Here is a 13,715-nt window from a genome sequence, read left to right as displayed (position 1 = left end):
ACAGAAATCAGTAACTCGAAGAGTTTGATTTCGTAGTTTTGCCCCCACACAGTTGATTAGACTGGACGAAGAACCGAAAGGTTCAAGTACCGTCAATCAACCACTGTGCTAAGAGACAGAAATCAGTAACTCGAAGAGTTTGATTTCTACTTCGCTTTTCGGTTTTAATGCTCGGGCAAAAAAGGTCCACAGGACCTTTTTAGTACCCCCGCCCAATTAGGAAGGTCCTTGCTTTGCAATCCCTATCTGCCGCCTCAAAACAGTGTTTTGAGCAAACAACCACTGCGCCGAGAGACAGAAATCGGTAGACGCAGTCTCGATTTCTTCCTCGCTTTTTTGATTCAAGGCTCGGGCAAAAAAGATCCACAGGACCTTTTTAGTGCCCCCGCACAGTTGATTAGGAAGGGGCCTTGCTCCGCAATCCCTATTCGCCGCCTCAAAACAGTGTTTTGAGCAATCAACCACTGTGCTAAGAGACAGAAATCGGTAGACGTAGTCTCGATTTCTTCCTCGCTTTTCGGTTTTAATGCTCGGGCAAAAAAGGTCCACAGGACCTTTTTAGTGCCCCCGCACAGTTGATTAGGAAGGTCCTTGCTCCGCAATCCCTATCCGCCACCTCAAAACAGTGTTTTGAGCAATCAACCACTGCGCCGGGAGACGGAAATGAGGTACTTAGAGCCTTTGTTTTTCAAGAATAATAATAAAGAGTTTGGTTTTAACAGCCAAGCTCTTTTTTCTTGTGTCCGCTAGTTTTAATGAAATATAGGGATAAAATTTTATAGCTTCTTCTCTTAATTAAAGAACCTTTCAAAGAAGCCTTGACGAGGGCCTGCTTTCTAGATAGACTGGAAGTAAGCGTTTACACACAACAAATTTTAGGAGGTCCTGATGAAATCACATCAACCACGTTATGCTATTCGCAAGTATGCTGTAGGAGTTGCTTCGGTACTGGTTGGCTTTTTTGCCAGCGGTCAAGTCGTAGCAGCAGATACGCCAAGCGTTACAGAAAGCCCTGCAACGACTCTTCCGACACAGCCAAGTGAAGGAGACTTGCCTCAGTCTGCTACGGAGGAAACTGCTCAGCCGGTAGTAGAAAAACCAATTGTTCCTGCTCCAATCGTCGAGCAAAGTCAACCGACCCTACCTGATCGAGAATTGCGCGCATCCGATCTTGATCGCTTGATTCGTGAAGAAGCGATCTCTGTTACAGAAGCTGATGGGACAGCTCAACCGGTTCCAGTAACAGCAGCGACTGAAACACCCGCTAAAGATCCAGAGCAAGAAGAAAAATTGGCCAAGAAAAAGGTCATCTCTATTGATGCGGGACGCAAATACTTCTCACCTGATCAAATCAAGGAAATCATTGATGAAGCCAGCAAGACAGGTTATACCGATTTGCATCTCTTAGTGGGAAATGACGGCTTGCGCTTTGTCCTTGATGACATGTCCTTGCAAGTAGGAGACGCGTCCTACTCAAGTCAAGCGGTCAAAGAGGCTGTCGAAAAAGGAACCAAAGCCTACTATGATGATCCAAATGGAACAGCCTTGACTCAGGCTCAAATGGATGAGATTTTGGCTTATGCCAAATCCAAGAAAATAGGGGTCATTCCAACGATTAATAGCCCAGGGCACATGGATGCGATTTTGACAGCTATGGAGCAATTGGGAATCGAAAACCCTCACTTTAATTACTTTGGTACGAAAAAGTCAGAACGGACTGTCGATTTAGACAACCAAAAAGCTCTAGATTTCACCAAAGCCTTGGTGGACAAGTATGCGGCTTATTTCAGTGGCAAGACAGAAATCTTTAACATCGGCTTGGACGAATATGCCAATGATGCAACAGATGCCCATGGTTGGCAGGTCCTTCAAGCTAGCAAGCATTGGCCAGATGAAGGTTATCCAGATAAAGGCTACGAAAAATTCATCCAATATGCCAATGATCTAGCGGCTATTGTGAAAAAACACAAGATGAAACCAATGGCCTTCAACGACGGTATCTACTACAATGGCGATACCTCCTACGGAACCTTTGATAAGGATATCATTGTATCCTATTGGACTGGTGGTTGGAACGGCTATGATGTGGCTTCGTCAAAATTCCTATCTGAACTAGGCCATCAAATTCTTAATACCAATGATGCTTGGTATTATGTCCTCGGCCGGGATAAGGCTGGATCTGGCTGGTACAATCTCGATCAAGGACTTGAAGGGATTTCCAAGTCAGCGATTGATGTTGTTCAAAAAAATGATGGGGCTAAGGTTCCCTTCATTGGTGGGATGGTAGCTGCCTGGGCAGATACGCCATCTGCAACCTACAAAAAAGAGCTACTCTTCAAGCTCATGCACGCTTTTGCGGATAAGAATGCGGACTACTTTGTAGCAGATCCTGAAGTCGTTGAAAAAGCTCTGGCGGAAGCTCCAACTGATTTGGACCACTACACACCAGAATCCCTAGTAGCCTTTACAGCAGCAAAAAAGGCGCTAGAAGGAGTAGGAACAGACACGACTCGAGCAGAAGCTAAGGAACTGATTGCTTCTCTCAAAGCCGCTCAAGAGTCCTTGGTCTATACAGAAAGCTATGCCAAAGAGTTGGCAGACAAGGAAGCTGCTGAAAAACTAGCTAAGAGCAAGGTGATTTCCATTGACGCAGGACGCAAATACTTCTCATTGGATCAGCTGAAACGAATCGTGGACAAGGCCAGTGAGCTAGGCTACTCTGACTTGCACCTCCTTGTCGGAAACGATGGCATGCGCTTCGTCCTCGATGATATGACGGTGGAAGCTAATGGCAAGACCTATGCCAGCGATGACGTGAAACAGGCCCTTCTCGAAGGAACCAAAGCCTACTATGACGATCCAAATGGTCAAGCCTTGACCCAAGCAGAGATGGACGAATTGTTGGCTTATGCGACTTCTAAAGGAATTGGCTTGATCCCAGCAGTCAATAGTCCAGGTCATATGGATGCTATCTTGGTAGCGATGGAAAAACTAGGTATCGAACATCCGCAAGCGACCTTTGATACGGTTTCTAAGACAACCATGGATTTGACCAACGAAGAAGCGGTCAACTTCACCAAGGCCCTCATTGGCAAGTACATGGACTATTTCAAAGGTAAGTCTAAGATCTTTAACTACGGAACAGACGAATACGCCAATGATGCTACCAATGCCCAAGGCTGGTACTACCTCAAATGGTATGAGCTCTATGGTAAATTTGCGGACTATTCTAATAGTCTCGCTGCTATGGCTCGTGAAAAAGGCTTGCAACCAATGGCCTTTAACGATGGCTTCTACTATGGAGACGAAGATGATGTTACCTTTGACAAGGACGTCTTGATTTCTTACTGGTCTAAAGGATGGTGGGGCTATAACCTCGCATCACCACAGTACCTAGCAGACAAGGGCTACAAATTCCTCAATACAAACGGGGACTGGTACTATGTTTTGGGCCACAGAGGAGATCAAAGCTATCCACTCGATAAAGCTATCCAACATTCAGAAACTGTTCCATTTGAACAATTAGCTTCAACCAAATACCCTGATGTGAAATTACCAGTGTCCGGAAGTATGTTGGGAATCTGGGCAGATGAACCAGCCAATGAATACAAGGAAGAAGAAGTCTTCCAGGTCATGGAAGCATTTGCCAACCACAATAAGGACTACTTCAAAGCTGACTATACAGCCCTTCGTGCGGCTCTTGCCAATGTTCCAACCGATCTTTCCATCTACACTGAGGAATCTCGTTCAGCTCTTGCAACGGTGCTAGACCAGCTAAATTGGAAGATTAGTCGTGCTCACCAAGAAAAAGTGGCAGAACAGGTTGAAAAGGTAACTCAAGCTCTTAGCCAATTGAAACCAATCACCCAAGTGGGAAGCCAAGCAGAAAATGATGTCAGAGCCTTGGTAGAAGACAAACCAAGCTTGGAAGTCATTGAAAAAGAGCTGGATTTTGAAGTTGTCGAACGGACCAATCCAGAACTATCCAAGGGTGAACGAAAAGTGGTTCAAGCAGGTGTCAAAGGCCTGCAGCGTGAATTTGTTGCGGTCTCTGCCCTTGATCAGAGTCGCCAAGTAGTGGAAACAGAAGTTTCGAAAGAAGCTGTTGCTGAGATTGTAGAAGTGGGCACCAAGGAGGCGGAAGTAGTTACTCCGACTCCAGGTATACAGGATCGTCCAAGTCCTCAACCAGACTTACCTCAAGTTGATCAAGGAGGTCATCATCAAGTAAGACCAGTAGTCCCTGAAGTGAAGCCACTTGTGAACGCTCAGCCAGCTCCAGTCGCTTCAGAACAAAAAACAGTAGAAGAAGCTCAGCCAGCACCGGTGCAAGACCAAACACCGTCTAGTCATCAGCTTCCTCAGACTGGACAAGAATCTGTCCTAGGTTTGGCCTTGCTTGGAGCGATCTTAGGAGCGACAGGCATGAGTCTCAAAGGACGGAAAGAAGACTAATCAGCCCCCCGATTGAACTAAGTTTTTCTATTTTCCAGACATGGAAAAGGAAAGACTTGGTTCTTTTTTTGTCTCGGAAACTGTACCCGGACAGTTCTCTCTTTTCCGCCTTGTTCAGCTTGGATGAACTTGATAAAATAAAAACATGACACGATACAAAGCAACTATTTCTTACGATGGAACTCTATTTGCTGGTTTCCAACGCCAACCGCATGCCCGTAGTGTGCAAGAAGAAATCGAGAAGACCTTGATGCGTCTCAATCAAGGAAATCCTGTGACCATACATGGAGCAGGCCGGACGGATGCAGGTGTCCATGCCCTTGGGCAGGTCATCCATTTTGATCTCCCTCAAGCGCGGGACGAGGAGAAGCTCCGCTTCGCCCTCGATACCCAAACCCCAGAGGATATTGACTTTATCCGGGTGGAGCAAGTTCCCGATGACTTTCACTCGCGCTACCAGAAGCACAGCAAGACCTATGAATTTATCGTGGATTATGGTCGTCCCAAGAATCCCATGATGCGCCACTATGCAACCCACTACCCCTATCCTTTGGATGTGGAAAAGATGCAAGCAGCCATCCGAAAGTTGGAGGGAACCCATGATTTCACCGGTTTTACAGCTTCGGGTACCAGTGTGGAAGACAAGGTTCGCACGATTACAGAGGCTCGCTTGGACGAGGATGCAGAACATCATCGCCTTATCTTTACCTTTTCGGGCAATGGCTTTCTCTACAAGCAAATCCGCAATATGGTGGGAACTTTGTTGAAGATCGGAAATGATCGGATGCCGATAGAGCAGATCGATCTGATTTTAGAAAAGAAGGACCGCAATCTAGCAGGTCCCACAGCAGCACCAAATGGCTTATATTTAAAGGAGATCTGTTATGAGTAATGAATTGATTCTAGCTATTTCAGGAAATGATATTTTTAGTGGGGGAGGTCTTCACGCTGACCTGGCCACCTATACAACCAACAAACAGCATGGCTTTGTAGCAGTGACTTGTTTGACCGCTATGACGGAGCACGGTTTTGAAGTGATTCCGGTGGATCCGACGACCTTTGCTCAACAGCTCAACTCTCTCAAGGATGTTCCTTTCTCTGCTATTAAACTCGGCCTCTTGCCAAATGTCCAAGTGGCAGACTTAGCCTTGGACTATGTCAAAGCCCATGCGGAGATTCCTGTGGTACTAGACCCTGTCTTGGTCTGCAAGGAAACACATGACGTGGAAGTGTCAGCCCTTCGAGACGAATTGATCAAGTTCTTCCCTTATGTGACCATCATCACGCCAAACTTACCAGAAGCTGAGATCTTGACTCAAAGCAAGATTCAATCGCTCGACGATATGAAGGAGGCGGCGCGCAAGCTCCATGAATTGGGAGCAGCGACTGTCGTGGTCAAAGGGGGCAACCGCCTTAACAAGGAAAAAGCCATCGATGTCTTTTATGACGGCCAAGACTTTACCGTTTTCGAAGAAGACGTTTTAGAAAAGAATAATACAGGAGCTGGTTGTACCTTTGCCTCTAGCATAGCAAGCCAGTTAGTCCAAGGGAAGGCAACCTTGGAAGCTGTCAAAGCCTCTAAAGACTTTGTCTACCAAGCCATTCAAAAATCAGATCAATATGGAGTAGTTCAATATGACCAATAAACGGACCCAAGTAATCGCGCATTTAGCCATTTTAACCGCCTTGACAGTTGTACTAGGCTATTATACCAAGTTGCCAACTCCTACCGGGATGGTGACCTTGCTGGATCTAGGCGTCTATTTCACTGCCTTTTATTTGGGGCGCAAAGAAGGAGCAGTGGTCGGTGGTCTTGGTGCCTTTCTCTTGGACCTCCTCTCTGGCTATCCTCAATGGATGTTCTTTAGTCTCTTGTTCCACGGAGCTCAAGGCTACTTTGCTGGTTTTAAAGGAAAAGCCCGTTACATCGGTCTGCTTCTAGGAACGGTTATCATGGTAGGTGGTTATGCTCTAGCTTCAGCACTCTTTTTAGGAAATACCTGGGTAGCGGCCATTGAAGAGGTTCCTCATAATCTGGTTCAAAACTTCGTTGGGATGGCTCTGGGATATGCTCTGTATCATTTCTTACCAAAGAAGGGAAATTAGAAGATGGAGTTAGAGCAATTAAAAAGAGAAACCCAGGAGATCTTGCTGGATCTATTATCCAAGGCCAATCTGCATCAGGGACAAATCCTCGTATTAGGCCTGTCCACCAGTGAAGTCGCTGGTGCAAGTATCGGGAAGAACTCAAGCCTGGAGATTGGGCAAGCCATTGTGAAAACCATCCTGGATACCCTAACTCCCAAAGGGATTTACTTAGCTGTCCAAGGATGTGAGCATCTTAACCGCGCTCTGGTGGTCGAACGTGAACTAGCAGAAAAGAAAGACTTAGAAATCGTCAATGTACTACCGAGCCTCCATGCGGGGGGCGCAGGACAGTTGGCAGCCTTCGGTTATATGAAAGACCCTGTCGAAGTGGAATACATCACAGCTCAGGCTGGTTTGGACATCGGGGATACTTCGATTGGGATGCATGTCAAGCATGTGCAAGTACCCGTTCGCCCTGTCTTGAAAGAACTGGGTGGCGCTCATGTGACGGCTCTAGCGAGTCGTCCAAAGTTGATCGGTGGGGCGCGTGCTACTTACCAGGAAGATCCGCTTCGGAAGTCCTAATAGGAAGGAAACTAGTTCAGGCACGGACTAGTTTTTTTATTCCGGGACAATTTTTGAGATAGAAAAGAGATTTTTAATCTTTTGGTCTTCATAAACCACTATAAAATTCCTCTAAAAAGAAGCAGTTTCCACAAAACCAAGATGCCCAAAAACTTGCATTTTCGAAGTTTTATGGTAAAATTATTAGGAATGACTATATTATTTTAAGGAGAGACAGAATGTCTGTATCATTTGAAAACAAAGAAACAAACCGCGGAGTATTGACTTTTACCATCAGTCAAGACCAAATTAAACCAACTTTAGACCGCGTGTTTGAGTCTGTTAAGAAAAACTTGAACGTACCAGGATTCCGTAAAGGTCACCTTCCACGTCCGATCTTCAACCAACGTTTTGGTGAAGAATCACTTTATCAAGATGCTTTGAACGATCTTCTTCCAGCAGCTTATGAAGCAGCAGTAAAAGAAGCAGGTCTTGAAGTGGTTGCTCAACCAACTTTTGACGTTGTATCAATGGAAAAAGGTCAAGATTGGACATTGACAGCAAATGTTGTTACAAAACCAGAAGTAAAATTGGGTGCTTACAAAGACCTTGAAGTATCTGTAGAAGTTTCTAAAGAAGTAACAGATGAAGATGTAGATGCACGTATCGAACGCGAACGCAACAACTTGGCTGAATTGGTAATCAAAGAAGGACCAGCAGCTGAAGGTGATACCGTTGTGATCGACTTTGTAGGTTCTGTTGACGGTGTTGAATTTGACGGAGGAAAAGGAGATAACTTCTCACTTGGACTTGGTTCAGGTCAATTCATCCCAGGTTTCGAAGACCAATTGGTTGGACACTCAGCTGGTGAAACAGTTGATGTCATCGTAACTTTCCCAGAAAACTACCAAGCAACTGACCTTGCAGGTAAAGAAGCAAAATTCGTGACAACCATCCACGAAGTAAAAGCAAAAGAAGTACCAGCTCTTGACGATGAATTGGCAAAAGACATCGACGAAGAAGTTGAAACTCTTGCTGAATTGAAAGAAAAATACCGCAAAGAGTTGGCTGAAGCGAAAGAAGAAGCTTACAAAGATGCAGTTGAGTCAGCAGCGATTGACCTTGCAGTAGAAAATGCAGAAATCGTTGACCTTCCAGAAGAAATGATCCACGAAGAAGTACACCGTGCTGTCAATGAATTCCTTGGAAACATGCAACGTCAAGGAATCTCTCCAGATATGTACTTCCAAATCACTGGTACAACTCAAGAAGATCTTCACAAACAATATGAAGCAGATGCAGCAGCACGTACTAAGACAAACCTTGTCGTAGAAGCGGTTGCTAAAGCAGAAGGCTTCGAAGTAACTGACGAAGAAGTAACTGCAGAAATCGAACAATTGGCAGCAGACTACAACATGCCAGTTGAACAAGTTCGTAGCTTGCTTTCACCAGAAATGTTGAAACACGATATTGCTGTGAAGAAAGCTGTTGAAGTGATCACAAGCACTGCAAAAGTAAAATAAAAAAAGACGATCTTCCATCTTGATGGAAACAAGTCATAAGAAGAAAAGCTGAGGCCATGTGTCCCAGCTTTTCTCTTCTTATTGGCACGGAATTTTCCTTTGACGAAAGGGGAAAATTATCGTACAATAGAGTGTAACGATAAATGATGTATTCTAGGGGTATCCTCTTTTTTAATGAAAAAGAGTGTTGCCTTGAGATAAAAATGAAGGAGATCTACCTTGGAATTAGAAGTATTTGCTGGACAAGAAAAAAGTGAACTTTCAATGATTGAAGTAGCCCGTGCGATCTTAGAGTCACGTGGGCGTGATCATGAAATGTATTTCAATGACCTGGTCAATGAAATTCAAAACTACCTCGAAAAATCAAACAGTGAAATTCGTGAAGCTCTTCCCTTGTTCTATACGGAATTGAATGTGGATGGAAGCTTTATCCCACTAGGAGACAACAAATGGGGACTTCGCTCATGGTATGCGATCGATGAGGTAGATGAAGAAATCATCGCTCTTGAAGAAACAGATGAAGACGAAGAGCCTAAAAAACGTAAGAAAAAACGTGTCAATGCCTTTATGGATGGAGACGAAGACGCGATCGATTACAATGCGGATGATCCAGAAGACGAAGATGTCTATGAAGCAGATCCAGCGCTTACTTACGATGATGAAAACCCAGAAGATGAGAAGGATGAAGTGGAAGCCTATGACGCTGAAATCAATGAAATCTCACCAGATGAGTTGGATGAAGAAGTTGAGTTAAGTGACGAAGAAGACGAAGAAGAGTCTTACGAAGACGAAGAATAATAATCCAAAAAACAAGGAATTCGTTCCTTGTTTTTTCTTTGCTTGAAGGAGGCTTCAAGGAGGAGTATAATAAGGGTGTAAGAATGATGTAGCGAAGAAGGAGGAAGGACATATGGACTGGATACTTGATCAAAGTTTGGTGGATTTGGGGATTGAGACAGTTGTAATCGGAGTGGCCAAACAGGTGGACCCACAAGCTCCCTTATCTACAACTTTTCTAGCTAAAAAGAAGGAGATGGAAACTTGGGCCTTAAATTGTGATCTCAACTCGGTGAAAGAGGAGGCAGTTGTACAAGGCTATATGGACTTGTTGAAGGAAGCGGGGCGTAGTGTCAAGAAGAACCCGCCGACAATTCTTGCTTTGATTAAGAATATCCAAAGTCGTGGCTTTCTTCCGACGATCAATAGTGTGATTGATATCTATAATGTTGAATGTCTCCGTTCCTTTTTAGCCATTGGAGGGCATGATCTGGATAAAATCCAGGAACCAATCGAGTTTACGATTAGTCAAAGAGAGGATACCTTTTTGCCCATCTTATCAACAGAAAAGCATGTTAGTGAAACCGATCCGGTCTACCGAGATCAAGAGGGTATTATGGCCTGGCTAGATGTGAGAGATGGTGAGCGCTATAAGATGGAGGAGACTACCCGCAATGCCCTCTTTATCATCCAGGGAAACAGAGCGACCTCTGTAGAGATGCGCTTGGAAGCACTGGAGCGGATTAGAGAAGATTTGTCCTCTTGCATGCCTGATTTAGAATTTGAAAAATATCTGGTTACCCCCAGTGAGACAATTCCAGTCCCTTAAAGGAGCCCTTCTGTAATAGGGATGAATCCTCATTTGAACAGGAGAGACAAGTGAAGTAGCCGACACTCTTCTTGACCTGTGAGAATCTGCAAACTTTGAAAAAAGTTTGAAAAAAATCTTGACAAGAAAGTAGAAGATTGATATACTAGTAAGGTACTCAATCGCGGGGATGGCGGAATTGGCAGACGCGCAGGACTAAGGATCCTGTGACCGCTTTAGGTCGTGAGGGTTCAAGTCCCTCTCTCCGCATCGGATGATCAAGACAGCTTCGGCTGTCTTTTTTGTTTTTCATTTAGGAGAAAGATTGCTTGAAAGAGAAGAAAACGCTTTAAAGCTTCAGGAAAAGCTAGCATTTTCAATGAAAAAGTGATAAAATAAACAATGTAAGTGGTTTAACCACAATAAATTAGAGGAGGCCTACTACTAATGGCAATCGTTTCAGCAGAAAAATTTGTCCAAGCAGCTCGTGACAATGGTTACGCAGTTGGTGGATTTAACACAAACAACCTTGAGTGGACTCAAGCTATCTTGCGTGCAGCAGAAGCTAAAAAAGCTCCAGTTTTGATCCAAACTTCTATGGGTGCTGCTAAATACATGGGTGGTTACAAAGTAGCTCGCAACATGATCGCTAACCTTGTTGAAGCAATGGGTATCACTGTACCAGTTGCAATCCACCTTGACCATGGTCACTACGAAGATGCTCTTGAGTGTATCGAAGTTGGTTACACTTCAATCATGTTCGACGGATCACACCTTCCAGTTGAAGAAAACCTTAAATTGGCGAAAGAAGTTGTAGAAAAAGCTCACGCTAAAGGTATCTCAGTTGAAGCTGAAGTTGGTACAATCGGTGGTGAAGAAGATGGTATCGTTGGTAAAGGTGAATTGGCACCAATCGAAGATGCTAAAGCAATGGTTGCTACAGGAATCGACTTCTTGGCAGCAGGTATTGGTAACATCCACGGTCCATACCCAGCAAACTGGGAAGGTCTTGACCTTGACCACTTGAAGAAATTGACAGAAGCTCTTCCAGGATTCCCAATCGTATTGCACGGTGGTTCAGGTATCCCTGATGAGCAAATCAAAGAAGCTATCAAACTTGGTGTTGCGAAAGTTAACGTTAACACTGAGTGCCAAATCGCATTCGCTAACGCAACTCGTCAATTCGTACGTGAATACGATGCAAACGAAGCAGAATACGACAAGAAGAAACTCTTCGACCCACGTAAATTCTTGAAACCAGGATTCGAAGCAATCACAGCTTCAGTTGAAGAACGTATCGACGTATTTGGTAGCGAAAACAAAGCTTAATCTTGCTTGAAACGTTATTAACCAGAGGTTTATCCATAAGGATAAGCCTTTTTTTGATTTTACATTGATTTTTTCTAACTAATGGTAAATGAATAAAATAGTAAGATAAAATTAATTCGAAGTTACATACAAATGTTAATATATTTACTTCTGTGATGAGTTGTGATAAAATGAAATCAGTTTTAGGTATATAGGAGGTAGTGTGAATATGAAAAACACTAAATTATTGTTAACAGTTTTAATAGCTGGATCGTTGCTAACGGCTTGTCATACAAATAATGTATCGAAAGATACTACTTTGCCTGAAAAAAATCCAACTGTAAAATCAGATTCTACATCTAAGTCTAAAAAGAGTTCATCAGTGAAAGATGTTACAAAAGAGAGTTCGAGTGTAGAGGAGATGAATTCGTTGGCAAAACAATCGAAATCAACTGAGGAAATTTACGCAACTGGAGATATTGTTGTAGGGGAGAATGGTGATGTAAAACCTGGGATTTATGATTTGGAAATAACAGGAGGTTCAGGAAATATTTTCGGTAATAGGAAGAATCATCTTATGTTGTTTATAAATTGGTTAGGAGGTGCACCAGGCACTTCTGTAGACTATCCCTCAAAAATCAGAATAATTTTATTTGAAGGAGATTCATTAGAACTAAAAAGTATCTCTAAAGTTAAATTTACTGCTGTTCCTGCCCAAGTACAAATGACTAATGAATTAGGAATTGGTGAGTATGTCGTAGGTCGCGATATAAAAGCTGGCACATATAAATTGACTACAAATGTAAAAATGGATCCTCAATTTGATAATTTAGGTTGGACAGTTGATATTTATAATATTTCAACAAAAAAGACGAAAGAACAAACTTTAACTCCTGGTAATCAAGATGTTGTTGTGAAGCTAGAAGACGGTGATATAATTTCAACTAGTTTATATAATACAGATCAGGATGTACCAAGTGATGATGCTAGATTAATTTTCACTGAATATAAATAGATTAATAATTAACCAGAGGTTTATCCGTAAGGATAAGCCTTTTTGATTTCTCTTTTTCTAAGAAATGTTTGTTTCAAACAAATAATGATTGCGATTCTGACAATTTAAGGTTATAATAAACAAAAACGAAGCAAGTAGGTAGGAAATGAAAAAACAGGAAAGACTGAATGAGATTATCAATCTGGTCAATAAGGCTGGAACCGTTTATGTTCAAGACATCATGGAAAGTATGCAGGTGTCGGATATGACGGTCCGTCGGGATTTGATTGAATTGGAAAAACAAGGTCTCCTTATTCGGGTTCGAAATGGAGCCAAAAGTAATCAATTCCTCCCATCACGGGAACTGCCCCATGAAGAGAAGTTGCTAAAGAATATTCTGGCTAAGCGTGAGGTAGCGAAGAAAGCTAGCGAACTGATAAAAGAAGGTGAGAGTATCTTCCTTGGGCCGGGGACCTCTGTTGAGGTTCTTTCCGAAGCCATTAATAATAAGGAACTGCGCGTGGTGACAAATTGTCTACCGATTTTCCAAGAGTTGTTAAAGAAGAAAAGTGATACCTTTAAGGTAATCCTCTTAGGAGGGGAGCTTCGAGAAACCAGTCAAGCTTTTGTCGGCGAGATAACGAACACTCTCATGGAAAGAATGTACTTCCACAAGATGTTTTTTAGTGGGAATGGCATTGTGGATGGGCGCGTTCTGACCTCTTCTTTTGAAGAAGCCTATACGCAAAAGTTGGCCTTAGAACGTTCTTCTGAAGCTTACCTACTGATTGACTCCTCCAAGATTGGCAAGGAAGACTTTACCTCTATCTGTTCCTTGAAAAAAGTAACTGCGGTGATAACGGACGATGCATCTGAGAAAGCACATGAAGAATTAGAGGAATATACACGTGTGATTGTATAAATAATAAACTGAAAAGAGAGAGCGATTCTCTCTTTTTTTGTTTATTACAAACAATTTAGGGCTAAAAAATAATAAAAAATAAAGAAAAAATGAAAAAAATAAACAAAAATAGTTGACAACAAACAAAATTAGCGCTATACTGTGTTTGTGAATAACAAAACGAAGTCGAATGAAGAAAGAGGAGAACTTTCTTTGTTGACGGAAATGCAAAAAGGAGAAGCATATGGCAATTGTAGTTGGTGCGGATGCAGCAGGTATCCGCTTAAAAGAAGTAGT

Annotated in this window: 11 protein-coding genes and 1 tRNA gene; all 12 read left to right on the top strand. The window is 43.0% G+C overall.

Going from position 1 to position 13,715, the window contains the following annotated elements; translation table 11 throughout:
* Positions 1–888: 888 nt before the first annotated feature.
* Positions 889–4,455 carry a family 20 glycosylhydrolase gene (locus tag ADF75_RS08920; protein ID WP_048789873.1) on the top strand — a complete coding sequence of 1,189 codons (3,567 nt, stop codon included), beginning with the start codon at positions 889–891 and terminating at the stop codon, positions 4,453–4,455.
* Positions 4,456–4,600: 145 nt separating this feature from the next.
* The gene (truA, locus tag ADF75_RS08915) at positions 4,601–5,347 is read left to right on the top strand and encodes a tRNA pseudouridine(38-40) synthase TruA (protein ID WP_048789872.1); all 747 of its coding nucleotides are present in this window, start codon (positions 4,601–4,603) and stop codon (positions 5,345–5,347) included.
* The gene (locus tag ADF75_RS08910; RefSeq protein ID WP_023027655.1) at positions 5,340–6,101 is read left to right on the top strand and encodes a bifunctional hydroxymethylpyrimidine kinase/phosphomethylpyrimidine kinase; all 762 of its coding nucleotides are present in this window, start codon (positions 5,340–5,342) and stop codon (positions 6,099–6,101) included. The genes truA and ADF75_RS08910 overlap by 8 nt, the downstream gene beginning before the upstream one ends.
* On the top strand, positions 6,091–6,561 hold the full coding sequence (locus ADF75_RS08905; RefSeq protein WP_048789871.1) for an ECF transporter S component: 471 nt from the start codon (positions 6,091–6,093) through the stop codon (positions 6,559–6,561). The genes ADF75_RS08910 and ADF75_RS08905 overlap by 11 nt, the downstream gene beginning before the upstream one ends.
* 3 nt (positions 6,562–6,564) lie before the next feature.
* Positions 6,565–7,128: a TIGR01440 family protein gene (locus ADF75_RS08900; RefSeq protein WP_006595013.1), complete on the top strand. Its 564-nt coding sequence runs from the start codon at positions 6,565–6,567 to the stop codon at positions 7,126–7,128.
* Between the two features lie 218 nt (positions 7,129–7,346).
* The gene (gene tig, locus ADF75_RS08895; protein WP_048789870.1) at positions 7,347–8,630 is read left to right on the top strand and encodes a trigger factor; all 1,284 of its coding nucleotides are present in this window, start codon (positions 7,347–7,349) and stop codon (positions 8,628–8,630) included.
* 219 nt (positions 8,631–8,849) lie between these two features.
* The gene (gene rpoE, locus ADF75_RS08890) at positions 8,850–9,428 is read left to right on the top strand and encodes a DNA-directed RNA polymerase subunit delta (protein ID WP_048789869.1); all 579 of its coding nucleotides are present in this window, start codon (positions 8,850–8,852) and stop codon (positions 9,426–9,428) included.
* A 112-nt stretch (positions 9,429–9,540) separates the two neighbouring features.
* Positions 9,541–10,236: a B3/B4 domain-containing protein gene (locus tag ADF75_RS08885; RefSeq protein ID WP_048789868.1), complete on the top strand. Its 696-nt coding sequence runs from the start codon at positions 9,541–9,543 to the stop codon at positions 10,234–10,236.
* A gap of 163 nt (positions 10,237–10,399) precedes the next feature.
* Positions 10,400–10,485: transfer RNA gene (locus tag ADF75_RS08880), tRNA-Leu, on the top strand.
* A 177-nt stretch (positions 10,486–10,662) separates the two neighbouring features.
* On the top strand, positions 10,663–11,544 hold the full coding sequence (locus tag ADF75_RS08875) for a class II fructose-bisphosphate aldolase (protein ID WP_048789867.1): 882 nt from the start codon (positions 10,663–10,665) through the stop codon (positions 11,542–11,544).
* 208 nt (positions 11,545–11,752) lie between these two features.
* On the top strand, positions 11,753–12,538 hold the full coding sequence (locus ADF75_RS08870; RefSeq protein WP_082162677.1) for a hypothetical protein: 786 nt from the start codon (positions 11,753–11,755) through the stop codon (positions 12,536–12,538).
* Positions 12,539–12,683: 145 nt separating this feature from the next.
* Entirely contained in the window at positions 12,684–13,439 is a 756-nt protein-coding gene (locus tag ADF75_RS08865; protein WP_006595008.1) for a DeoR/GlpR family DNA-binding transcription regulator, read from the top strand.
* The last annotated feature ends 276 nt before the right edge of the window (positions 13,440–13,715 follow it).

It is taken from the genome of Streptococcus sp. 1171_SSPC (assembly GCF_001069335.1).
Classification (GTDB): domain Bacteria; phylum Bacillota; class Bacilli; order Lactobacillales; family Streptococcaceae; genus Streptococcus; species Streptococcus xiaochunlingii.
The sequence above is the reverse complement of the archived record's forward strand: the minus strand, read 5'-3'. Positions and strand labels throughout refer to the sequence as shown.

Coding starts and splice junctions, on each gene's coding strand:
- ADF75_RS08920 (WP_048789873.1), top strand. CDS start 889: ATGAAATCACATCAACCACGTTATGCTATTCGCAAGTATGCTGTAGGA.
- truA (WP_048789872.1), top strand. CDS start 4,601: ATGACACGATACAAAGCAACTATTTCTTACGATGGAACTCTATTTGCT.
- ADF75_RS08910 (WP_023027655.1), top strand. CDS start 5,340: ATGAGTAATGAATTGATTCTAGCTATTTCAGGAAATGATATTTTTAGT.
- ADF75_RS08905 (WP_048789871.1), top strand. CDS start 6,091: ATGACCAATAAACGGACCCAAGTAATCGCGCATTTAGCCATTTTAACC.
- ADF75_RS08900 (WP_006595013.1), top strand. CDS start 6,565: ATGGAGTTAGAGCAATTAAAAAGAGAAACCCAGGAGATCTTGCTGGAT.
- tig (WP_048789870.1), top strand. CDS start 7,347: ATGTCTGTATCATTTGAAAACAAAGAAACAAACCGCGGAGTATTGACT.
- ADF75_RS08885 (WP_048789868.1), top strand. CDS start 9,541: ATGGACTGGATACTTGATCAAAGTTTGGTGGATTTGGGGATTGAGACA.
- ADF75_RS08875 (WP_048789867.1), top strand. CDS start 10,663: ATGGCAATCGTTTCAGCAGAAAAATTTGTCCAAGCAGCTCGTGACAAT.
- ADF75_RS08870 (WP_082162677.1), top strand. CDS start 11,753: ATGAAAAACACTAAATTATTGTTAACAGTTTTAATAGCTGGATCGTTG.
- ADF75_RS08865 (WP_006595008.1), top strand. CDS start 12,684: ATGAAAAAACAGGAAAGACTGAATGAGATTATCAATCTGGTCAATAAG.